Here is a 22,027-nt window from a genome sequence, read left to right as displayed (position 1 = left end):
GCGACGGGATTTCATGGACCGCACCACCAACCGCTGGTTGCCGGTGCTGGCCGTCGTCGCGGTGCTCGGCGTCGGGGCCGTGGCGGCGTCCACCTCGTCGCCGGAGATCACGAACCTGCCGGTGCCGCCGCCGGAGGCCACGAGCCCGCCGCCCCGGCCGACCGCCGAGGTGACCGCGTTACCGACCGTCGCCGGTGAACAGGGCGGCGGCTCGGCGTTCTCGACCCCCGACTGGTTGATGTACGCGGCCGTGGCGCTCTGCGCGGCGGTCGTGCTCGCCCTGATCGCCGGCCTCGTGGTCATGCTGCTGCGCAACGCCGCGCCGAAGCGGAAGCCGCGCCTGTTCGTCGAGCCGCAGGCGGCCACGCCGATGACGCCCGACACCGGGCAGGAGGTCATCGCCGCCGTCGACGCCGGCCTCTCCGAGCTGTCCGACACCGACGGCGACCCGAGGCGCGCGGTGATCGCCTGCTGGGTGCGCCTGGAGCGGGCCGCCGCCGCGGCCGGCACCCCGCGGCTGATCGGGGACAGCCCGACCGAACTGGTCACGCGGCTGCTGAGCGGCCACCGGGTGAGCCGGCCGACGCTGGAAGGGCTCGCCGAGGTGTACCGCGAGGCGCGGTACGCCACGCACCCGGTCGACGAGCGGTCCCGCCGGGCCGCGATCGAGGCGCTGCGCCAGCTCCGCGCGGAACTGGCCGGGGTCGCACAGGGAGGGGTGACGGGTGGCGCGTGACCGCGACGAGATGGTCGGCCTCGACGAGCTCTTCGACGCCGGGCGCGCGACCGTGCGCGCCGACCCGCGCCCGGTCCGGCGGCCGTCGCGGCCGTTCGACGGCCGGTGGTGGATCCGGCGGCTGTTCGTGGCGGTCGCGCTGACCACGGTCGGCTGGGGCGTGCTCTGGACGGCCCGCTACAGCATCTCCTATCCGCTGGTCCTCCTGACGATCGTGGCCACCCAGATCATGCACGAGGTGCTGCGCCAGGTCCGCGCCGAAGAGATACCGGCCGAGGTCACCGGCAAGGGCCTCGAGCCGGTCCGCCCGCCCGACCCCGCCACCGATCGGCTGCGGCTGCGCGACCCTGTGCCGACCGGCGACGGGTTGCGGCTCGCGATCGGCAAGTGGGACGACCGCCTCGTCTGGGGTGAGCGTGACCCCGGCAGGTTCGCCGCGTTGGTCGTACCGCGCGTGAGCGACCTCGTCGACGGGAGGCTGCGCCAGCGGTACGGCATCACGTTGAGCAGCGCCCCGGAGCAGGCCCGCCGGATCGTCGGTGCGGAGCTGTGGCAGTTGCTGCACTACACACCGTCCCGCGTGCCGAGCCCGCGGGACGTAGCATCGATCGTCGCGAAGGTGGAGGCGCTATGAAGACGCTCGCACCGGCCGAAGTGGGCCGGATCGCCAAGGTGGTCCTGGACCAGGTCGGCACGGTGGTCGTCGGCAAGCGTGACGCCCTCGAGCTGGTCCTGGCCGGCGTGCTCGCCGGCGGTCACGTGCTGCTCGAGGACCTGCCCGGCCTGGGCAAGACGCTGACCGCCCGCTCGTTCGCCCAGGCGCTCGGCATCGGCTTCCGGCGGTTGCAGTTCACTCCCGACCTGCTGCCCGCCGACGTGACCGGCTCGTTCCTCTACGACCAGCGCGCCCACGAGTTCACGTTCCGCGCCGGCCCGGTCTTCACCAACCTGCTGCTCGCCGACGAGATCAACCGCACCCCGCCGAAGACCCAGTCGGCCCTGCTGGAGGCCATGCAGGAGCGCCAGGTGTCGGTCGAGGGCGCCACGTACCGGCTGGACGCCCCCTTCCACGTGCTGGCCACCGCCAACCCGATCGAGTACGAGGGCACCTACCCGCTGCCCGAGGCGCAGCTCGACCGGTTCCTGCTGCGCGTCTCGTTCGGCTACCCGGAGGCCGACGAGGAGTGGGACGTCCTGCGCCGGCGCATGTCCCGGCGCCAGGAGGAGGCCAACCTCGAGCCGGTCGTCGACGCCGAGACGCTGCTGGCCATGCAGGCCGCGCTGGAGGACGTCGCCGTCGAGGACTCCATCGGGCGATACATCGTGGCGCTCACCGCGGCGACCCGCGTCCACCCGCAGGTGCTGGTCGGCGCCTCACCGCGTGGCTCCCTCGCCCTGCTGCTGCTCGCCCGGGCCGCCGCCGCGCTCAGCGGCCGCGACTATGTGGTGCCCGAGGACGTGAAGGCCGTCGCCGTCCCGGCCCTCGCGCACCGGATCACGCTGCGGCCGGAGATGTGGCTCAAGCGGATCGATCCCCGCTCGGTCGTGGCGGAGGTGCTGGCGCAGACGCCGGCGCCCGCGAGCGGCGCGATGCCCACGTACGGCGGAAGGCATGGCTGACACACCGGGGCCCCGGTCCCACGCGCGGCCGTTCGAGCCGACCCACGCGCTGGGCCGGGCGGTGCTGGTCTCCGGCGTGCTCGTGCTCGTCGCCGTGCTCACCGGCCGCTTCGACCTGGTCGTGCTGGCCGTGCCGTTCGCGCTCGGCACCGCGATCTCGCTGGTGCGCCACCCCGCCCGCACGCCGACGGTCGCCGTGACCGCCGCCGAGCCGTTCCTCGTCGAGGGCGGCGACCTCGACGTCCGGGTCGACGTCGGCAACCCCAACCCCTCCGGCTTCGACCTGGTGGTCGTCCGGCTGGTGGTGCCCGAGTGGGTGCGCCTCCAGCACTCCGACCGCCCGTACGCCGTCGACGTCCAGCCCGGCACCGTCGCCGGTGTCGACCTCGCCGGCCGGGTGCTGCGCTGGGGCCGGCACCCGCTCGGCCCGGTCACCGCGCATGCGATCGCCGCCGACGGCCTGCTCGTCAGCCGGGCCGTGCGGGCGCCGGCGCTGTCCCTGAAGGCGTATCCGGCGATCGAGCACTTCGACGCCGCCGAGGCCGTGCCCCGCGCCGCCGGGCACGTCGGCGGGCACCGCTCCCGCCGCACCGGCGAGGGCGGCGAGCTGGCCGGCGTGCGCCGGTTCGGCCCCGGCGACCGGCTGCGCCGCATCGACTGGCGGGTCTCGCTGCGCACCCGTGAGATCCACGTGGTGAGCACGCTGTCCGACCGCGACGCCGAGGTTGTCGTCCTGCTCGACGCGCTGCACGAGGCCGGCCGCTCCGGCGGCATCGAGGGCCGGGCCTCCGTGCTGGACACGACCGTCCGCGCCGCGGCGGGCATCGCCGAGCACTACCTGCACCGCGGCGACCGGGTGGCGCTGCTCCAGTACGGTGGGACCGTCCGGCACCTGCGCGCCGCCAGCGGCCGCCGGCACTACATGACCACGCTGGAGTGGTTGCTCGACGTCGCGCCGGCGGGCAACGCCGACGAGCCGCCGCCGTCGTCGTTCGGCCCGCACATGGTGCAGGGCAACGCCCTGGTCATGGTGCTCACCCCGCTGCTGGACATCCGCTCGGCGGCGATGCTGGCGAACCTCGCCCGGGCCGGCAGGTTCGTGGTCGCCGTCGACACGCTCGGCACGCCCGTACTGCCGAAGCGCTCCTCCGGCGATTGGGGCGACATCCCGCAGCGGCTGTGGGCCCTGGAGCGGCAGAACATCATCGCCCAGTTGCGCGAGCACGGCGTCCCCGTGGTGGCGTGGGGCGGCGCCGGCAGCCTCGACGAGGTGCTGCGCGGCGTCGCGCGCGTGGCGGTCGGACGGACGGTGACCGCATGATCGGCGAATTGCAGGAATACCTCGCCGGGCGGGTCGGCCGGTTCAAGGACGTGCGGGAACGGGCCGCCGCCGGGCCGCTGCTGGTCCGGCTGGGCATCGCGGTGTTCGCCGCGCTGTCCATGGTGCTGGCGTTCCCGTCCCAGGTGACGCGGAACCTCGCCGGCATCGTCGTCGCGGGGGTCGTCGCCCTGCTGCCGGCCGCCTTCCCGCGTGGCCGCATGGTGGGCCTGGCCGTCTTCGCCTGCGCGTTCGGCTGGCTGATCGGGACCCTCGTGTACGACCAGCCGCTCACCGTCACACGGCTGATCGCCCTGTCGACGGCGCTGTACCTGATGCACTCCCTCGCCGCGCTGGCCGCGGTGCTGCCGTACGACGCCGTCGTCGCACCCGGGGTGCTTCTCGGCTGGCTGCTGCGTGCCGGCGGGATCGTCGCGGTCAGCGCGATCGTGAGCGTGGTGCTCCTGGCCGTGGTCGAACTGGTCGCCGGCCCGGTGTTCCTGGTGGCCTCGCTGGTCGGCGTGGTGGCCGCCGGTGCGCTGGCATGGCTCGTCGCGCGGCGTGCCTGACCGCCGACGGCCATCGATCGGCTTCGAGGCTGTGTGGTCCGCGTAACAGCTCAGGTAACGCCCGTTACATGTCTGTGGCCTGACTGCTCTTAACCCCTGTCCGTCGTTAGCGTTGTCGACGTGGCTGCGAAGCGAATCCTCATCGTCGGTGCCGGGCACGTCGGCCTCTACGCTGCCCTGCGACTGTCCAAGAAGCTCCACCTCCACGAGGCTGAGGTCACCGTCGTCGACCCTCAGCCGCACATGACCTACCAGCCCTTCCTGCCCGAGTCGGCGGCCGGCAACATCTCACCGCGGCACACGGTGGTGCCGCTGCGGCGCGAGCTCAAGCGCTGCCACGTGCTGTCCGGCACGGTCACGAGCATCGAGCACGCGCGGAAGGTCGCCATCGTCCAGCCGATCATCGGCCCGGCCCGAGAGGTGCCGTACGACCACATTGTGGTGGCGCCCGGCTCGGTGTCGCGCACGCTGCCGATCCCCGGCCTGCGCGAGCAGGCGGTCGGCTTCAAGACCATCGGCGAGGCCATCTACCTGCGCAACAGCGTGCTCGACCGGCTCGACGTCGCGGTCACGACCGCCGACCCGGCGACCCGCCGGCGCGCGCTGACCTTCGTCTTCGTCGGCGGCGGCTACGCCGGCATCGAGGCCCTGGCCGAGATGGAGGACATGGTCCGCGGCGCGCTGCGCTACTACCCGGAGATCCCGAAGGACGAGGTCCACTTCGTTCTGGTCGAGGCGGCCAACCGGATCCTGCCCGAGGTCGGCGCGGAGATGGGCGCCTACACCGTCGCCCAGCTCATCAGGCGTAACATCGACATCCGGCTCGGCACGCGGCTCGAGTCGTGTGTCGACGGCGTCGTCGAGCTCTCCGACGGCGACCGCTTCGAGGCCGACACCATCGTGTGGACCGCCGGCGTCAAGCCGCACCCGATGCTCCAGGACACTGACCTGCCGCGCAACCAGCGCGGTGCGCTCATCTGCAAGCCGACGCTGCAGGTCGTGGACGCCGACGGCAAGGTGGTCGAGGGCGCCTGGAGCGCCGGCGACTGCGCCGCGGTGCCCGACCTGACCGCGGACGAGCCCGGCGCGCTGTGCTCGCCGAGCGCGCAGCACGCGGTCCGGCAGGCCTCCCGGCTGGCGGACAACATCGCCGCCGTGGTCCGCGGGCACGCGCCGGTCGACTACAAGCACAAGCACGTGGGCTCGGTGGCGGGCCTCGGCCTCTACAAGGGCGCGGCGCGGGTCTACGGCATCAAGGTGCGCGGCGTGCCGGCGTGGTTCATGCACAGGACGTACCACCTCAGCCGGATCCCCACCCTGAACCGGAAGATCCGGGTGCTGGTCGACTGGACCCTCCAGCTCGTCCTGCGCCGCGAGGTCGTCGCGCTGGGCTCACTGCACGAGCCGCGGGAGGCCTTCACCGAGGTCACCCAGCCGATCCCGCTGCCGGTGCGGACCGGGCACGACCGCATCGCGGCTTAGCGGCTCACGAGCGGGCTCGCCAGACCCAGACGTCGGCGACCCGCTCGCCCGGGCCGAGCAGCGCGTCGAGGGTGTCCTTGAGCACGGTGTGGTTGGGCTGCCAGTCGGCGAGCACGAAACACGACGCGCGCCAGTGGGCGATGTCCCGGCGCAACGCGATCCGGTCGTCGTCGCCGAGCCCGGGCGGGGTGCCGTTCTGCGCGACCCGTTTGAGCAACTGGGCCGTCGGCTGGGAGTAGACGCCCACGGCGGCCCGGCCGTCGCGGCCGTACGGGCCGATGAACCATCCCTGCGGCAGGGCGAACGCGACGCCGGTCGCCGCCGCCCAGCGCATCGCCTGCGGGTCCTGCGGGTCGGGCAGCGGCACCGGGACCACCGTGCCGTTCTCTGGGACGTAGCCCCGCCAGTACCCCTGCGTGAAGAACCGTGGCGCGGCGGGGCGTTCCTGGACGGGCAGCGGCGCCGGCACCAGCGGGGCGAGCGCGGCCACGACGACCATCGGCACGAGCAGGCCGAGGCTTTCGGTCCGGGTGATGGCGGTGTGCACGGTTCGGGCCAGGATGTAGGCGATCAGCGGTATGGCGGCCAGGGCGAACCGGGTCGGCAGCGCGGACTCGATCACCGGCAGGCCGGACAGCAGCGCGAACGGGGCCCACTGCTCGGTCTGCCGGTCGTCGATCGCGACCCGTGGGCCGAGCGCGAGCAGGCAGAGCACGACAGTGGTGAGCGCGGCCGCGACCACCGTGGCGCGCCGCCACATCCACAGCGTCGCGCCGAGCACCACGAGCAGCACCGGCCAGCCGAAGAAGGCGGTGTACTCCGCGGGCCCGCTGACCAGCTTCGCGGCGTCGTCGCCGCCGGCCAGGGAGAGTGGTGAGACGGTGGTGAAACTGAGCAGGTCGGCGGAGAAGAAGTCGGGCAGGAACACCCCGCCGTCGGCGCTCTGCGGTCCGTGGAACTGCAACCAGATCGGGTAGGCGAGGAGCGCGGTCGACAGCCCGCCCGCGATGGCGAGCCCGGCGAGAACCGACCGCAGCGGCGGCCGTGCCACGGCGGCGTACACCAGGCCGAACAGGCCCAGCGTGACCGCGGCCAGGAAGAGGACCTCCTCGCCGACGAAGAACTGCGCGGTGATCAACCCGCCGAGCAGCAGTCCCCGCCGGATGACGTGGTCACGCTCGCGGTTCAGCTTCACGAGGCACCACACGATCGGCGGGACCAGCCAGCCGGCGGTCATGTGCAGGTGGCCGTTCGACTGCGAGACCATGCCCGGCGCGAACGCGGTGAAGGCGCCGCCGATCCCCGCCGCCAGCCGGTGCATGCCCATGGTCCGGGCGAACAGCAGATACCACCCGATTCCCGTCGCCGCGAGGTTCATCCCCACAAGGAGGGCGAAGGTGTACGGGACGCCGAAGGCCAGCGTGACCGGCGCGAACAGCAGTCCCATCCCGATGAGCGAGGCGTTGGCCAGCAGGTTGACCCCGTCGGGGGCGTTCAGCATGCCCGTGACCAGGCTGAAGTCGCCGCGGTACGCTCGGGTGGCGTAGGCGAGGAACCACTCGTCGAGCGCCTGGTCGTTCGGGTTCAGCGCAAGTGTCCGGCGGGCCGGATCGGCCCAGAGGCCGTGCGTCAGCAGCGCCGCGGCCAAGGCGAACAGCAGGCCGACGCCGGTGTCCGCGAGCCCCGCCATAGGCCATGCGCGGCGATCACGCAACGGCGGAGCGGTCGATGCTGTGGCCGCCGGCGGCGCCATCTCCGCCTCGTCGGTCCGTGGAGCGCTGGTCACCCGGACGACAGTAACGGCCGTCCCCTTGTCGGTGTTGATGGTTCGTCGGACGGGCTACCGTGAGACGCGTTTCTACGCCCGGGTGGTGGAACGGCAGACACGGCCGCCTTAAAAGCGGCTGCCGCGAGGCGTGCGGGTTCGAACCCCGCCCCGGGCACCCTCAAACTCGCACGCTCCACTGTATGGTCATGTTCGCGGTACCCTGGTCGTACATGTGAATGCGACGCCCCTGGAGGCTGATCGTGCAGAGTTCCAATCCGGTGCTCACCCGCCTTGGCGAGGCGGCGCGACAAGAGCGTTCATCGGTGGCGGGTTACGGCACCGGTTACGCACCGGGATATCCACCGCAGGCCGCCCCGCGGACGATGACGCTGGACGACGTTGTCGTCCGGACGGTCGCCCTGCTGGCGATCACGGGCATCGTCGGCGCCGGCGCCTGGGTTCTCCTGCCGGCGGGCAGCGCGGCCACCGCGATCGCCCTCATCGGCTCGGTCGTGGCCGGCCTCGTGCTGGGCCTGGTCATCGCCTTCGCGCGGGTGACCAACCCGGCCGTGATCATCGCCTACGCCGCCTTGCAGGGTGTCGCGCTGGGCCTGTTCAGCCGGCAGTATGAGAGCTTCTACGACGGCATCGTCATCCAGGCCGTGATCGGCACCTTCGGCATCTTCGCCGTCATGGCGGTGCTCTACAAGCTGCGGGTCCTGCGGGCCACGCCACGTTTCACGAAGATGGTGGTCGGCGCTCTCATCGGCGTCGTGGTCCTCAGCCTGGCCAACTTCCTCTTCTATCTCTTCGACGTCAACCTGGGCCTGCGTGAGTACAGCGCCACCGGCAAGGTCGGCTGGCTCCCGATCGTCTTCAGCCTGGTCGTGGTCGTGGTGGCCGCGCTGACCTTCATCCTCGACTTCGACGCCGTCGAGCAGGGCGTGCGGTATGGCCTGCCGGAGAAGTACGCGTGGTACTGCTCCTTCGGCATCCTGGTCGGCCTGATCTTCCTGTACTACGAGATTCTGCGCCTGCTGAGCTACTTGCGACGCTGATGCCCGACGAAGATCAGCTCGGCGCTGCCGTGCGCAAGCTGATCGGACAGGTCGCACACTGGACGCCGTCCCGATGGGCGGCGTCCAGTGTGTCCGGGCCTGCCCGGTCCGACCTGGTGCACGAAGCGATCCAGTGGCTGGCCGACCGCTCGGCGGAGGCGGAGGGCCGGCCGGCGGTCCCGGTTCCACGTCTGGACAACGACCTGGCGTTGCCGGACCAGATGCGGGTGGTCGCCGCGGACCTCGCAAGGTTCGGCTCCCCGGACGACGTGGTCCAGGCCGCGGACCGCGTGAACGCTGTTCGCCGCGCCCTGTCCTCATGATCGTGGAGCGTTTCGGCGGCGGGCGCGACGCTGCGGACGCCACGCTGCGGACGCGACGCTGCGGACGCGACCAAAACGCTCCACGATCAGGGCAGACGACTACGTCAGGTGGGCCAGCAGGTCCTGGCGCGTGATGACGCCCGCGGGCTTGCCGTCGACCAGTACCACCGCGGCGTCGGCCTTTTCCAGCAGGGCCACGGCCTCGCCGACCGGCTGGCCGCCGCCGATCATGGGCAGCGGCGAGGTCATGTGGCGCTCGACGATGTCGTGGAGGTGGGCCTGGCCGGAGAACAGGGCGTCGAGCAGGTCGCGCTCCGCGATCGAGCCGGCCACCTCGCCCGTGACGACCGGCGGCTCGGCCTTGAGCACCGGTAGCTGGGAGACGCCGTATTCGCGCATGTAGTCGATCGCGTCGCGGACCGTCTCGTTCGGGTGGACGTGCACCATCTCGGGCATCCGCCCGCCCTTGCCGGTGAGGACGTCGGCGACCGTGGGGGTCTCCTCGGCGGTACGGAGGAAACCGTAGCGCGCCATCCAATCGTCGTTGAAGATCTTCGACAGGTAGCCGCGGCCGCCGTCGGGCAGCAGCACGACCACCACGGCGTCGGCGGAAGCCTCGCGGGCGACCTTCAGCGCCGCGGCCACCGCCATGCCGCAGGAGCCGCCGACGAGCAGGCCCTCCTCGCGGGCCAGGCGGCGGGTCAGCTCGAACGACTCCTTGTCGGAGATCTCGACGATCTGGTCGCAGATGGTCTTGTCGTACGTGGTCGGCCAGAAGTCTTCGCCCACGCCCTCGACCAGGTACGGCCGGCCGGTCCCGCCCGAGTACACCGAGCCCTCCGGGTCGGCGCCGATGATCTGGACCGCGCCGCCGGAGACCTCCTTGAGATAGTGGCCCACGCCGGAGATCGTGCCGCCGGTGCCGACACCGGCGACGAAGTGCGTGACCCGGCCGTCGGTCTGCTCCCAGACCTCGGGTCCGGTGGTTTCGTAGTGCGAGCGGGGGTTGGCCGGGTTGGCGTACTGGTCGGGCTTCCACGCCCCGGGGATCTCCCGGGCCAGACGGTCCGACACGTTGTAGTAGGACCGCGGGTCCTCGGGGGCGACGGCGGTCGGGCAGACGACCACCTCCGCGCCGTAGGCCCGCAGGACGTTCTGCTTGTCCTCGCTGACCTTGTCCGGGCAGACGAACACGCAGCGGTATCCCCGCAGTTGGGCCACCAGTGCCAGCCCGACCCCGGTGTTGCCGGAGGTGGGCTCGACGATCGTCCCGCCCGGCTGGAGCAGGCCGGATCGCTCGGCCTCCTGGACCATGCGCAGCGCGATGCGATCCTTCACGCTGCCGCCGGGGTTCAGGTATTCGACCTTGGCGAGGACCTTGGCGGAGATGCCGGAGGTGACGTTGCGGAGACGGACGAGGGGGGTGTTGCCCACCAACTCGACGACGTTGTCGTAGTAGCGCACGTCGCCCAGCGTATAGCCCGAATCCGGGTCACCCGACGACCTGCCCCTGGATGACGCTGTCGCGCTGCTTCTCCCACTCCAGGAAGCGTTCGAGCTCGTCGAGGAGGGCGCCCGCGAAGTATCCCGCGACCGCCACGTCGTCGACGACGCCGAGGACGAGCAGGAAGAGCTCGGGCACGGCGTCGATCGGCGAGACGATGTAGACACCGGCGGCAGCGATCATGGCCAGCCGGGCGCCGCCGTCGTATTCGCCCTTGAAGGTCGCCTTGATCATTCGCGGGATGGCGGCCAGCCGCCTGCCGAGCCCCGGCGTGTCCTTCTTGAAGACCCGCACGAGGGCCGTCCACGCCATCCGCCGGCGCAGCGCGCTGTCCGCCATGTCGTCAGACCTCCCTGTGGTCCCTGTGGTCCCTGTGGTCCCCGTGGTCCCTCTGAATGTAATGGTGCCCGTCACCATCCAACGGCAACCGTCGCTGGGATCGGCGCGGTAAGAATGACGACATGGATCTCGACGAGGCTCGAGCCGTCCTGGCCGAGCAGCATCACGCCGTGCTGGCGACAAGACGGCCGGACGGCGGCGTGCAGATGTCGCCGGTGCTGGTTGCGGTCGACGACGCCGGCCGGGCGGTGATCAGCAGTCGGCTGGCGGCGTTCAAGGTGAAGAACCTGCGGCGTGACCCGTGGGCGGCGGTGTGCGTGCTGCCCGACGGCTTCTTCGGCCGCTGGATTCAGGTCGAGGGTGAGGCGGTGATCGTACCGCCGCCGGAGAGTGTCGAAGGCTTGGTCGACTACTACCGTCGGGCAACCGGAGGGGACCATCCCGACTGGGATGACTACCGTGCGGCGATGCTTCGTGAGCAGAGGGTGCTGATTCAGGTGGAGCTGACCCGGGCGGGGCCGGATCGGTCGGGATGAGGACGATCGCCAACCGGAGGAATGCCGACGAATACTCGAGGAGTGGAGATTAGCCTCGGGATCGCGGGTGACCTCGGGGACGGAAGGCGGGGGCGTTGAAGCTTCGGTCAGAGCAGGTGCGGCGAATCGCCACAGCGGCCGCGGTCAGCGGTGGCGGCATCGCCGGGGCCGGTGTGCTGTTCTACGGGCTGGTGCTCGGGCAGGCGATGCTGGCCCGCAAGACGATCCCGCAGGTGGTCAGCCCGCCGCCGCGCGCCGACGGCACGTACGGCGCCGACTACGACGGCGAGCCGATCCGCCTGGTGGTGCTCGGCGACTCGTCGGCGGCCGGTTACGGTGCCGAGCAGTCCAGTGAGACCTTCGCCGCGGCGGTCGCCGCCGGCCTGGCCGAGCAGCAGCGTCGGCCGGTCTGGACGCGCTGCCTCGCGGTCGTCGGCGCCGAGTCCAATGGCCTCCCGCCGCAGGTCGAGGTGGCACTGCGGCACCGGCCCGACGTGGCGGTCATCTGCGTCGGCGGCAACGACGTCACGCACCGGGTGAGCGTGGTCTCCGCGGTGCGGCACCTGGTCGAGGCGGTGCGCAAACTGCGCGCGGCCGGTGTCGAGGTGGTCGTCGGGACCTGCCCCGACCTCGGCACGATCCGGCCGATCCAGCCGCCGTTGCGCTGGCTGGCGCGACACTGGAGCCGGCAGCTCGCCGCCGCGCAGACCATCGCGGTCGTCGAGGCGGGTGGCCGCACGGTGTCGCTCGGCGACCTGCTCGGCGAGCTGTTCTACGCGGAGCCCGACCGGATGTTCAGCGTCGACCGGTTCCACCCGTCCGGCGCCGGTTACCTGGCCGCCGCCCAGGCCGTGTTGCCCACCGTCGTGGCAGCGTTGACGGAGCCGACTCCGGCCGCGGTGACCTCGCTCGTGTCGGGCGAGGGCATCCGTTCCCTGCCGCAGGCTGCCGTCGAGGCCGTGCACCGGCCCGGCACCGAGGTCAGCGCGACCCAGGTCGCCGGCAAGGACCGCGGCCCGGCGGGCCGGTGGGCGCAGTTGCGCCACCGGGTGTGGCACCGGCTGCCGCAACAGGCCGCGCGACAGCCCAGTGCCGCACGCAGTGAGGAGCTGACATGAGCGTTGTCCGGCGGTTCGCTCGCCTCGCGACCGTCACGGTGATCGCCGGGACCGTCGGCGGCGCCGCGGTCCTGGCCGCCCAGGCGGTCGCGGCCCGGACCCGCACGTATGCGAAGCCCGACATGCGGCTGGCGATGCGCTCGTCGATCGGCGCCGCCGGCAAGCCGCCGATGCGGCTGGTGCTGCTCGGCGACGCGACCGCGCTCGGCGTCGGCGTCGACCGCGTGGCGGACACCGTCGGCGGCCAACTCGCCGCGCTGCTCGCCGAGGGCTCGGCCGGCCGGCGGGTGGAGCTGTCCAGCGTCGCGGTGGCCGGTTCGCGCTCGTCCGACCTGGCCACGCAGGTGGCGCGGGCCCTCGTCGGGCCGAAGCCGGACGTCGCCCTCCTCCTCGTCGGCACCAACGACGTCATGCACCTCGGCCGGGCCGTCGACGCCGCCGAGCACCTCGGCGCGGCGTGCCGGCGGCTCCACGACGCCGCCATTCCCGTGGTGGTCGGCACCTGCCCCGACTTCGGCGCGCTGCGCGCGTTCGCGCCGCCGCTGCGGCAGCTACTCGGCTTGCGCAGCCGGCGGATGGCCCGCCAGCAGGCGGCCGCCGCCTCGGCGGCCGGCGCGGTGGTCGTCGACCTGGCGGCCCGCACGGGTGCCGTGTTCCGGGCCGACGCGGGCACGCTCTGCCACGACGGATTCCACCCGTCGGCGGACGGCTACCGGGTCTGGGCTCACGCCCTGCTGCCGGCCGTGGAGGAGGCGACGGCGGTCCGCGGTGCCGCCTGAGAGCGTCTACAGGTTTGTCACAGCCGCTCGCCCGGTTCGGTTACCGAAGCGTAGCGTGAAGTCATGCCGGAAGCTGTCATCGTCGCCACTGCCCGGTCCCCGATCGGCCGTGCCGCGAAGGGATCGTTGCGCGACCTCCGCCCCGACGACCTCACCGCCACCATCGTCCGGGCCGCACTCGACAAGGTCCCGCAGCTCGACCCGCGGGACATTGAAGACCTCTATCTGGGCTGCGGCCTGCCCGGCGGTGAACAGGGCTTCAACATGGCCCGCGTCGTCGGCACGCTGCTCGGGTTCGACCACCTGCCGGGCGCGACCACCACGCGATACTGCGCGTCGTCCCTGCAGACCACCCGCATGGCCTTCCACGCGATCAAGGCCGGCGAGGGCGACGTGTTCATCTCGGCCGGTGTCGAGTGCGTGTCGCGGTTCGCGCGCGGAAACTCCGACGCGCTGCCCGCCGAGGCGCAGAGCGCGGTCGGCGGCCCTTGGCAGAACCCGCGGTTCGCCGACGCCTACGCCCGCACCGCCAAGCATGCCGAGGGCGGTGCCGACGACTGGCACGACCCACGCGAGGACGGCGAACTGCCCGACATCTACATCGCGATGGGCCAGACCGCGGAAAACCTCGCCGAGATCGAGGGCGTGACCCGCGAGGAGATGGACGAGTTCGGGGTCCGCTCGCAAAACCTCGCCGAAGCAGCGATCAAGAATGGCTTCTGGGCTCGTGAGATCACGCCGGTGACGACGCCGTCCGGTGACGTGGTGTCGACCGACGACGGCCCCCGTGCCGGCGTGACGATGGAGGGTGTCGCCGCCCTCAAGCCGGTGTTCCGCCCCGACGGCCGCGTCACGGCGGGCAACTGCTGCCCGCTCAACGACGGTGCCGCGGCCGTGGTCATCATGAGCGACGTCAAGGCGCGGGAGCTCGGCATCACGCCGCTGGCGCGCATCGTGTCGACCGGCGTCACCGCGATGTCGCCGGAGATCATGGGCATCGGCCCGGTCGAGGCGTCCCGCAGCGCTCTCAAGCGCGCCGGCATGACGGTCGACGACGTCGACCTCGTCGAGATCAACGAAGCGTTCGCCGCGCAGGTCATCCCGTCGTACCGCAACCTCGGCATCCCGCTGGAGAAGCTCAACGTCAACGGCGGCGCGATCGCGGTCGGCCACCCGTTCGGCATGACGGGCGCTCGCATCACCGGCACGCTGATCAACTCACTGCAATGGCACGACAAGTCGATCGGCCTCGAGACGATGTGTGTCGGCGGCGGTCAGGGCATGGCGATGCTCCTGGAGCGACTCTCCTAACCCCCTCGGTCCGTTGATCTTGCAGTTGTGGTGCCATGACACTCCCTGAATGTCCGGGTTTGTCAGGCACCACAACTGCAAGATCGACGGGGTGGGGGTTCGGGAGGCCGATACGACGCACGATGGGATGACTCGGGCGGCGCGGTTACGCCAGCAGTGATTTCGCCGGCAGGTCGAACCAGCGCAGCGCCTCGAAGCCGGGGGAGACGACACCGTCCGGCTCGTCGACCGGTGGCAGGGACTCGAACAGGTCACGGGCGAACCGGAGGTACTCCGACAGGGCGGACTCGGGCGCCCGCTCGTGCCGTGACGGCCAGCGCAGCTCGCCGGCCTCGTCGTAGCGCAGCTCCGACAGCCGCAGCGGCGGCTCGACCAGGCCGTCGCGGTGCTTCCACAGCCCGGATTGCGGATCGAACCGGTACTGCGGCAACAGCGCCCAGCCGTGGGTGGCCACGAGGTGGACCGCGTCCACGATGTACCGGAACACGGCCTCGGAGATGAAGTAGTTGAAGCTGACCCGCACCCAGCCCGGCTTGATCCCCTCGCACCCGGCGATGATCTCCTGCTCGAAGCGGTGCGAGCGCTCGACGTCGATGCCGAGCAGCCGGTGCCCGTACGGGCCGGCACACGAGCAGCCGCCTCGAGACTGGATGCCGAAGAGGTCGTTGAGCAGCGCCACGACGAAGTTGTGGTGCAGGTAGCGGCCCCGCGGCCGGCGGATCACGAACGAGACGATCGACAGCCGCGCCGCGTCGAGGTTGCCGAGGATCTCGATGTTCGGGTTGGTCCGCCACGACGCGATCGCCTCGCGCAGGAACCGCTCCTCGAGCCCGCGGATCGTGTCGGTGCCCACCGCCTGCTTGAGCTGGAACACGAGCCCGGCGCGGATCGACTCGACGATCGCAGGTGTGCCGCCCTCCTCGCGGTGGGCGGGGTCGGCGATGTAATGGTGGTCGGTCGGGTTGACGTAGTCGACGGTGCCGCCGCCGGGCACGGTCGGCACCCGGTTGGTGAGGACCTCGCGCCGCACGACCAGCACACCCGGGGTTCCCGGGCCGCCGACGAACTTGTGCGGCGAGATGAACACGGCGTCCTTGTGCTCGCCCGGCTTCGGCCCGTACATCGCCACGTCGACGTACGGCGCCGCGGCGGCGAAGTCCCAGAAGGACAGCGCGCCGTGCTCGTGCAGCAGCGCCGAGATCGCGTGCGTGTCGCTCACGATGCCGGTGACGTTGGAGGCCGCGGAGAACGAGCCGATCTTCAGCGGCCGCTCGGCGTGGCGCTCCAGCTCCGCCCGCAGGCGCGCCAGGTCGATGTGGCCGTCGTGATCCTCCGGGATGACGATGACGTCCGCGATGGACTCCCGCCACGGCAACTCGTTGGAGTGATGCTCGAACGGCCCGATGAACACGACCGGGCGCTCCTCGGCGGGGATCCGCGCGGACAGTTCGTACCGATCCTCGAGGCCGGCCGGCACCCGCAGGCCCAGGATGTGGACCATCTTGTCGATCGCGGCGGTCGAGCCGGAGCCGGTGAAGATGACCACCGTCTCCGCGTCGCCACCGACGGCCTGGTTGACGATCTGCCGGGCGTCCTCGCGCAGGCGCGTCGTCTGCAGGCCGGTGCCGGACGACTCCGTGTGGGTGTTGGCATACCTCGGGAGGACCTCCTCGCGGACGAACCGTTCGATGAAGTCGAGGGCGCGACCGGAGGCCGTGTAGTCCGCGTACGTCACGCGACGGGCGCCGAAGGGGCCCCACATCACTTGGTCGTCGCCGATCACCGCATCGCGGATCCGTGACAAGAGGGGGGTCTCCATAGCGTCATTATGCGGGCAACCGCCGCAGCGCCCGAAGGGCTCGGCGGGCCTTCTTCCCGTACGCCACGCCGTCCTCTTTCGAGTGGTCGGGCGGATGTCGCACTGCTTGTCCGCCCCGCCGGCGAGCCCGACTGTTTAACGTTTCGTCCGGAGGTTCTCAGGAAGCCTCATGGAGTTTGGGGGTAGGGAAGTTGGTCAGTGTTGACCAGTCCGAGCCAACAGACGTGGTCGATCGACTGTTATGGCGGGACGCCACACAGATCCTGAGCCGGCACAGCGAGTCGGACGCCGACGGCCAGTGCCTCTGGTGCGGGCGGGAGTGGCCGTGCGCGCCACGCCGGCTCGCGGAGAACGCCGCCGAGGCGTCCCGGCGCCCGTGGAACGAAGCGTGGACCGCCCGCCACGACCTGTACAGCCTTCGGACGATGCCCGACTGGCGCATCGACCTCGGTAGCAAGCCCCGGTCGCGAGGCGGTTGGCACCGCGCCGGCGGCAACCGGGGAACCTTCCTCTAGCACGATCGTTGATCCAGCGGAGACTTCGGCGCGCCCGCCAACGCTACGCAGTCCCGCAACACAAAGACCCGCCCGGGTTACGGTCGCCGGCATGCCTCCGCCGGCTCCGAACGCCTCCGGCCAGGCGTCCTCCCCAGGGATCGGGCGGGTCTACCCGGCAGGCGAGGGCACAGGTCGTGGTTCCCCCGCATATATCGCGATGATGTGCCCTCGCCTGCCAAAACCCTTCGGGCCCCGGTTCTGCCGGGGCCGTTCTTGTGCCGATTTGAGTAACTCTCAGCTATCACGCTGTTACTTTACGTCATGTAGTTCGTATCCCACTGTGGTGACCACCGGAGGAGACCACAAACATGCACGTGAAGAAACTCATCGGCGGGTCGCTCGGAAGAGCCACCGCGGTCGCCGGCCTCGCCGCCGGCATGCTCGTCGCCACGGCCGCCCCGGCCTTTGCCGGCCTGCTCACCCTCAGCAACATCACGGGCCCGCTCACCGGCGGCAACACCGTCACGGCGTCCACCGCCGACGGTACGAAGCCGTACAGCTCGGCCGCGGTCGTCAACGTCCAGCTCCAGTTCTCCGCCGCTGGCACCTGCACCCCGACCTACCAGACGGTGAACGCCACGACCGGCATCGGCGGCACGGCCACGGCGCCCATCATCGGCGTCGGCGTCGGCACCGCCGGCGGCTCGGTCACGCTGATCACGGCGAGCAAGATCGCGATCAAGATGCCCACGTTCACCGTGGCCGGCAAGTACGGACTCTGCGTCTACTCGGGCACCACGGTCGCCGCCACCGGCGTGACGGGCAGCCCGCTGATCTCCAACGCCTCCTACTCCGTCGCCACCCCGTCGACCGCGACGACGGTCTCGCCGACCACCGGCCCGGCGCAGGGCGGCACCCTGGTCACCGTGACCGGCACGGCGTTCCCGACGACCGCTGGCTCGATCACGGCGAGCGTCGGCGGCGTGGCCATGACCAACGTGACGCCGATCAACGCGACGACGTTCACGGCCATCACTCCGGCGCACACCGCCGGTGGGCCGTTCACCGTCTCGGTGACCACCGCCGGTGGCACCGTGCAGTCGAGCGGCACCTTCACCTTCACCAACGGCATCACCGTGCTGCCGAACACCGCGCCGAACAGCGCGAACATCACGCTCGACGTCCTCGGTGTGGGCTTCTCCGGCCTGAACTTCGCCTCCACGGCCAACTCGGCCCCGGACGCGGCCACCTTCGACGAGGCCAACGCCCACGTGTACCTCGTCAAGGGCCAGTACGACCCGGCCGACAACAGCGGCGTGAAGACCAACGGCCAGGTGATCGAGTGCACCGACGTCATCACGGTCTCGGACAGCGAACTGCTGTGCACGTTGAAGCTCAACAACGGCGGCACGTCCAACGCCATCGTCCCCGAAGGCACCTACACGGTGACCGTCGTGGCCAACGGCTCGATCGGCGCCACCGCGGCCCAGCGCAATCAGTCGATCATCTCCAGCGGCGCGACCTTCACCGTCGCCGCCTACCTGTGATCCGCTGAAACGACAAGCGGGGCGCCCCGGCCGGGGCGCCCCGCTCTGTTCTTGTGCCGGCTACCGGAGTTCGTCCCACGCCTCGTCGATCGCGGCGACGCTGATCTCCCGCGACGGGTGCCCGTCGAGGGAGACGGCGACGGTGTAGACGCTCTTCACCGGACTCGTCCGCCAGCAGATCAGCAGCTCGGGCTTCGTGACGACGGGCCCGCCCGGTACGAGCCGCAGCTCCTGCGTGCAGCGCGCGGAGCCGAACGGCTCGCCCTGGCCCGCCACCCAGCCCAGCTCACGCTGGCCGGTGAGGTCCGTCCGGCCGGACACGACGCGGAGCGTGGCCCGGTCGGTCTGCAGCGAGCCCGTATTGCGGATGGAGATTGCCGGTTCGGCGCCGGGTGTTCCAGGTGTACCGGCTGTGGCGCTCGGGCTGGCGCTCGCGCTCGCACGGCCGGCGGTGGTGGCGCCGGGGCTCGTCGCGCCGCCCGGAGCTGTGCCGGCTCCGGCGGTCGGGCCTGGGCCGCCGCTCTGGCCCGCGCCGATCGGGGCGGTGCCGCTCTGTCCCGGGCTGCCCGGGCTCATGCTGCCGGTCGAGCTTGCGCTGCCGGTCGGGCTTGCGCCGCTTCCCGGGTCGGTGCTGGTGCCCGGTTCGGCGCCGGCGGCCGCCGACGGTGTTTCGGCGCGGGCGGCATCGGCGGTCTTCGCCGCATTGGCCCCCTGCTGGGCGGCCGCACCGGTGGTGGTGAGCACCGCCATGAGTCCGGCCGCGCCCAGAAGTATCGGTCGGGCCCTGAGGCGCCGACCGGTACCGAGGTCGTCGTTGTGCATGCTGGTGATCCTTCGCGGTGATCGATGACCGGTCGCCCTCCTGTTCACGGGCGGTTGGCCCCGAGCCCTCATGATCCCATTTTGTCCGTATATATCCGATCAATTCTCGCGAACTGGCTGCTGGTCGGGTTGCTCGTCTGGTCGGTGGCGAGCACCGCCCGGGTTCACACCGAGGAGGTTCGGCGTTCGAGTTGGAGGGCGTTAACCTGGATTTACCACCACTTCGAATACCGCCTCAGGACCTTCCCCGCCGGTTCTGACTCAGCGCTGTCCTCGAACCGGTCGGGCTCTGTCGCCTGATCTGTCTTTCACCGCAGGACGTAGATTGTGGCGAACGCGACGCCGCCAGCGAGACACATCGGAAAGCGGCCGGGGCTGCGACGAGCGCGTGGGTGGCTGAGCACCGTCCTGGTTGGGGCGCTCGGCTGCCGCGCCGCTTTGCGGCTTGCCAACGGGATGAGTGGCTGAGGTGGTCGCCGCTCGCGCTCAGCCTGCTGGCGCCGCACGCGCCGGCATCGGCCAGCGCGGCGGCTTCGCTATCGTCGATGCGTGACGGACGGACGCTCAGCCGAGTTGACCCGCTGGACCATCCACGGTGAGCGCATCGTCGACGACACCCGCCGGGCGAAGCTCAGCATCGCCGAAGTTGAACTACCCGACGGCGTGCGGTTCGAGCAGTACGTGCTCCGCGTGCCCAAGGCCGCCATGATGCTCGTCGTCGACGACGAGGACCGGGTGCTCATGATGTGGCGGCACCGGTTCATCATCGACCGCTGGGTGTGGGAGCTGCCGGGCGGCTACGTCGACGATGCCGAGGACCCGGCCATCGCCGCCGCCCGAGAGGTCGAAGAAGAGACCGGCTGGCGGCCCCGTGAGGTCGAGTTCCTGCTGTCGATCCAGCCGATGGTCGGCACCGCCGACGCCGAGAACCTGCTGTACCTCGGCAGGGGAGCACACCTCACCGGCGCGCCGATCGACGTCAACGAGGCCGAACGTATCGGATGGATCCCGCTCGACGACGCCCTTGACCTGATCGCGCGAGGTGAGATCGTCGGCGCCGCCTCCGTCGCGGGCTTGCTGCGGTTGCTGGCGATGCGCAAGGAATAGCTACCGCAGCAGGGCGCTCACCCGCGTGTTGAACTGCCGCACGACTGGCGACTTCCCGTATGGCGCAAGGCTGTTCTGCAACTCGCGGAGGTAACCGTGTGCCCGCGCCGAGTGCAGTCGTGTGGTGAGTTCCAGCGCCTTGTCGCCGATCGCGCAGGCCCGTGCGGCGTCACCGACCTGGGCGCACGCGATGGCGAGGAGGAGCAGGTTGAACGTTCGGCCGCGCACGTAACGGCTGTCCATCTTGAGCGACTGCACCGCAAACCGCTCGGCCTGCTTGCCCTGCTTGAGTTCGCGAAAGCAGTGGCCGAAGCGGGCGGCCAGGTACGCCTCGTCGAAGTACGAGATCCACTGCGGGTCGCGGCTGCGATCGGCCCGGTCGAGCGCCACCTCCGCGCGGCTGAGCAGCGCGGCGCACGTCATCGCGTCGCCGAGGCGGGCGTGCGCGTGGGCCTGCATTACGAGCGCTTCGGCGACGAGGACCGGCACGCCGGCGTGGTCCGCCGTTCGGCCGGAGGCCCGGGCAAGCTCGACCGCTACTGCCGAGTCGCCGAGGTAGACGGCCTGGTGGCTCATCGCGGCCAGGATCTCCGCGCCGAGCGGCTTGTCGTCGGCGGCCTTCGCCAGGTCGAGCGCCTGGATCATGTAGCGCTGGCCGAGCGCGTGTTCGCCGTCGTCGTACGCCATCCAACCGGCGAGTTGTGTGGCTTCGGCCGAGGCACTGAGCAGCGCGCGGCCGGTGGCGTGGTCGAAGCGGCCGTCGCGGAGCAGGGGAGTGACCTCGTTGTCGAGGTAGCGCACGAGGGTCTGCCGCAGGCGGCCGCCGCCGTACTGGTTGTCGAGCTGCCGGAAGGTGCCGGTCATCTCGCGGATCATGTCAACGTCGGGTTGACCGACCGCCCGTTGGCCGGTCTTGGCCAGGTCGACCTGACCCTCACCGGTGAACCAGCGCAGCGCGGGCAATGTGAAGCCCGCCGCCGTGAAGGCGCCGTACCGCAGGACTTCCCGACGTTCCACGTCACCTCGCCACAACTCGACCGCAGCCGCTACGCCGTCCTGCCAGGTCCCGGACACCGCCGCCGGGGGTTCCAGGCCGGCCGAGGCGTGACCGCCCGGCGCGAGGCCCAGCAGGACGCGCGGTGTCGACGGCATGCCGAATCCGTCGGCGATCCGTTCCAAGACGTCGATCACCATCACCTTGCGCCCGGCCATGATCCGGCTGACGTAGCCCTGTTCGAGCCCGGCCGCTATGCCGAGCTGGGTCTGGCTGGCGCCGGTATGACGGCGGACGAGCTGGAACAGCGTGCCGATGTCACGCTCGGTGAGCGCGCCTCGCACGTCGTCGCGCGCCCAGAACTCGTCCGGGACGCGCAGCGGGTCGCTGGCTCGGTGCGCCATGTGGCCGAGCGTAAGGCGGCCTCGGTGAGGAGTCGAGCACGTCATGTCACGGTGACATGCGTCGACGCCATGCCCGAGCAGGGAGACCTACGGAATGGTCGGAGTCGGCGCCGGGGTGAGTGGAGGCGTCAGGGACCACCGCGGCTGGGCGGTCGCCGGGTCCCGTATCCCGCTCATCCCGGCTGCCGTCCAAACCAGCCGTCGTCATCACGGGAGGCTCGCAGTGACCGTGCTGCCGTACAACCGCACCAATCCGCCGCTCGATCCGCCGGCCCAGTGCCGGAACCGGCTCATGTGGCAGGTCAGCCGCCGACTCTTCGGCGATCACCAACCCGGTCCGGACGGCTGGTGCCAGGTGTGCCGGCCGTACCAGTAC

Annotated in this window: 21 protein-coding genes and 1 tRNA gene; 16 read left to right on the top strand and 6 right to left on the bottom strand. The window is 71.2% G+C overall.

Annotation, left to right across the window (positions count from 1 at the left end; all coding sequences use genetic code 11):
- Positions 1 to 13 precede the first annotated feature (13 nt).
- From Drose_RS33745 to Drose_RS33720, 6 genes are all read left to right on the top strand, one after another.
- On the top strand, positions 14 to 736 hold the full coding sequence (locus Drose_RS33745) for a DUF4129 domain-containing protein (protein ID WP_260725294.1): 723 nt from the start codon (positions 14 to 16) through the stop codon (positions 734 to 736).
- Positions 726 to 1,370, top strand: coding sequence for a hypothetical protein (locus Drose_RS33740; RefSeq protein WP_260725293.1), 645 nt, complete (start codon positions 726 to 728; stop codon positions 1,368 to 1,370). Before Drose_RS33745 ends, Drose_RS33740 begins: the two co-directional genes overlap by 11 nt.
- Complete coding sequence (locus Drose_RS33735) at positions 1,367 to 2,356, top strand: AAA family ATPase (RefSeq protein WP_260725292.1); 990 nt, start codon at positions 1,367 to 1,369, stop codon at positions 2,354 to 2,356. Before Drose_RS33740 ends, Drose_RS33735 begins: the two co-directional genes overlap by 4 nt.
- Entirely contained in the window at positions 2,349 to 3,677 is a 1,329-nt protein-coding gene (locus Drose_RS33730; protein ID WP_260725291.1) for a DUF58 domain-containing protein, read from the top strand. Before Drose_RS33735 ends, Drose_RS33730 begins: the two co-directional genes overlap by 8 nt.
- Positions 3,674 to 4,243: a hypothetical protein gene (locus Drose_RS33725; protein ID WP_260725290.1), complete on the top strand. Its 570-nt coding sequence runs from the start codon at positions 3,674 to 3,676 to the stop codon at positions 4,241 to 4,243. Before Drose_RS33730 ends, Drose_RS33725 begins: the two co-directional genes overlap by 4 nt.
- Before the next feature lie 120 nt (positions 4,244 to 4,363).
- Complete coding sequence (locus Drose_RS33720; RefSeq protein WP_260725289.1) at positions 4,364 to 5,725, top strand: NAD(P)/FAD-dependent oxidoreductase; 1,362 nt, start codon at positions 4,364 to 4,366, stop codon at positions 5,723 to 5,725.
- A gap of 4 nt (positions 5,726 to 5,729) precedes the next feature.
- Here the strand turns inward: Drose_RS33720 and Drose_RS33715 are convergent, their stop codons facing one another.
- Positions 5,730 to 7,511, bottom strand: a complete 1,782-nt coding sequence (locus Drose_RS33715; protein WP_260725288.1) for a hypothetical protein — start codon at positions 7,509 to 7,511, stop codon at positions 5,730 to 5,732.
- Between the two features lie 76 nt (positions 7,512 to 7,587).
- Between Drose_RS33715 and Drose_RS33710 the strand changes: the two genes are divergently transcribed.
- The 3 genes from Drose_RS33710 to Drose_RS33700 all read left to right on the top strand — a co-directional run bounded on the left by Drose_RS33710 (position 7,588) and on the right by Drose_RS33700 (position 8,874).
- Positions 7,588 to 7,668, top strand: a tRNA-Leu gene (locus Drose_RS33710).
- An 85-nt stretch (positions 7,669 to 7,753) separates the two neighbouring features.
- On the top strand, positions 7,754 to 8,551 hold the full coding sequence (locus Drose_RS33705; protein ID WP_260725287.1) for a Bax inhibitor-1/YccA family protein: 798 nt from the start codon (positions 7,754 to 7,756) through the stop codon (positions 8,549 to 8,551).
- Complete coding sequence (locus tag Drose_RS33700) at positions 8,551 to 8,874, top strand: hypothetical protein (protein WP_260725286.1); 324 nt, start codon at positions 8,551 to 8,553, stop codon at positions 8,872 to 8,874. The genes Drose_RS33705 and Drose_RS33700 overlap by 1 nt, the downstream gene beginning before the upstream one ends.
- A gap of 99 nt (positions 8,875 to 8,973) precedes the next feature.
- Here the strand turns inward: Drose_RS33700 and Drose_RS33695 are convergent, their stop codons facing one another.
- Both Drose_RS33695 and Drose_RS33690 read right to left on the bottom strand, forming a co-directional pair.
- Positions 8,974 to 10,338 (bottom strand): cystathionine beta-synthase, encoded by a 1,365-nt coding sequence (locus Drose_RS33695; RefSeq protein WP_260725285.1) that lies wholly within the window; start codon positions 10,336 to 10,338, stop codon positions 8,974 to 8,976.
- Positions 10,339 to 10,366: 28 nt separating this feature from the next.
- Positions 10,367 to 10,717 (bottom strand): YkvA family protein, encoded by a 351-nt coding sequence (locus tag Drose_RS33690; RefSeq protein ID WP_260725284.1) that lies wholly within the window; start codon positions 10,715 to 10,717, stop codon positions 10,367 to 10,369.
- A 122-nt stretch (positions 10,718 to 10,839) separates the two neighbouring features.
- Between Drose_RS33690 and Drose_RS33685 the strand changes: the two genes are divergently transcribed.
- The 4 genes from Drose_RS33685 (at position 10,840) to Drose_RS33670 (ending at position 14,461) form a co-directional block, all read left to right on the top strand.
- Positions 10,840 to 11,253 carry a PPOX class F420-dependent oxidoreductase gene (locus tag Drose_RS33685; RefSeq protein WP_260725283.1) on the top strand — a complete coding sequence of 138 codons (414 nt, stop codon included), beginning with the start codon at positions 10,840 to 10,842 and terminating at the stop codon, positions 11,251 to 11,253.
- Between the two features lie 95 nt (positions 11,254 to 11,348).
- Positions 11,349 to 12,371, top strand: coding sequence for an SGNH/GDSL hydrolase family protein (locus Drose_RS33680; RefSeq protein WP_390891264.1), 1,023 nt, complete (start codon positions 11,349 to 11,351; stop codon positions 12,369 to 12,371).
- The gene (locus tag Drose_RS33675; protein WP_260725282.1) at positions 12,368 to 13,150 is read left to right on the top strand and encodes an SGNH/GDSL hydrolase family protein; all 783 of its coding nucleotides are present in this window, start codon (positions 12,368 to 12,370) and stop codon (positions 13,148 to 13,150) included. The genes Drose_RS33680 and Drose_RS33675 overlap by 4 nt, the downstream gene beginning before the upstream one ends.
- A gap of 63 nt (positions 13,151 to 13,213) precedes the next feature.
- Positions 13,214 to 14,461 (top strand): acetyl-CoA C-acetyltransferase, encoded by a 1,248-nt coding sequence (locus Drose_RS33670; protein ID WP_260725281.1) that lies wholly within the window; start codon positions 13,214 to 13,216, stop codon positions 14,459 to 14,461.
- A gap of 145 nt (positions 14,462 to 14,606) precedes the next feature.
- Here the strand turns inward: Drose_RS33670 and Drose_RS33665 are convergent, their stop codons facing one another.
- Positions 14,607 to 16,280 carry an aminotransferase class V-fold PLP-dependent enzyme gene (locus tag Drose_RS33665; protein WP_260725280.1) on the bottom strand — a complete coding sequence of 558 codons (1,674 nt, stop codon included), beginning with the start codon at positions 16,278 to 16,280 and terminating at the stop codon, positions 14,607 to 14,609.
- A gap of 224 nt (positions 16,281 to 16,504) precedes the next feature.
- On the opposite strand from Drose_RS33665, the gene Drose_RS33660 reads away from it, so the two are divergent.
- Together Drose_RS33660 and Drose_RS33655 are read left to right on the top strand one after the other, a co-directional pair.
- Complete coding sequence (locus tag Drose_RS33660) at positions 16,505 to 16,795, top strand: hypothetical protein (protein ID WP_260725279.1); 291 nt, start codon at positions 16,505 to 16,507, stop codon at positions 16,793 to 16,795.
- A gap of 350 nt (positions 16,796 to 17,145) precedes the next feature.
- The gene (locus tag Drose_RS33655) at positions 17,146 to 18,324 is read left to right on the top strand and encodes an IPT/TIG domain-containing protein (protein WP_260725278.1); all 1,179 of its coding nucleotides are present in this window, start codon (positions 17,146 to 17,148) and stop codon (positions 18,322 to 18,324) included.
- Positions 18,325 to 18,384: 60 nt separating this feature from the next.
- Here the strand turns inward: Drose_RS33655 and Drose_RS33650 are convergent, their stop codons facing one another.
- The gene (locus Drose_RS33650; RefSeq protein ID WP_260725277.1) at positions 18,385 to 19,146 is read right to left on the bottom strand and encodes a hypothetical protein; all 762 of its coding nucleotides are present in this window, start codon (positions 19,144 to 19,146) and stop codon (positions 18,385 to 18,387) included.
- Positions 19,147 to 19,695: 549 nt separating this feature from the next.
- Between Drose_RS33650 and Drose_RS33645 the strand changes: the two genes are divergently transcribed.
- Entirely contained in the window at positions 19,696 to 20,253 is a 558-nt protein-coding gene (locus Drose_RS33645) for an NUDIX hydrolase (RefSeq protein ID WP_260725276.1), read from the top strand.
- On the opposite strand, the gene Drose_RS33640 is transcribed toward Drose_RS33645, so the two are convergent.
- Complete coding sequence (locus tag Drose_RS33640; RefSeq protein WP_260725275.1) at positions 20,254 to 21,651, bottom strand: helix-turn-helix domain-containing protein; 1,398 nt, start codon at positions 21,649 to 21,651, stop codon at positions 20,254 to 20,256.
- Between the last annotated feature and the right edge of the window lie 376 nt (positions 21,652 to 22,027).

Origin of the sequence: Dactylosporangium roseum, from assembly GCF_025264685.1 — a bacterium.
GTDB lineage: Bacteria > Actinomycetota > Actinomycetes > Mycobacteriales > Micromonosporaceae > Dactylosporangium > Dactylosporangium roseum.
The sequence above is the reverse complement of the archived record's forward strand: the minus strand, read 5'-3'. Positions and strand labels throughout refer to the sequence as shown.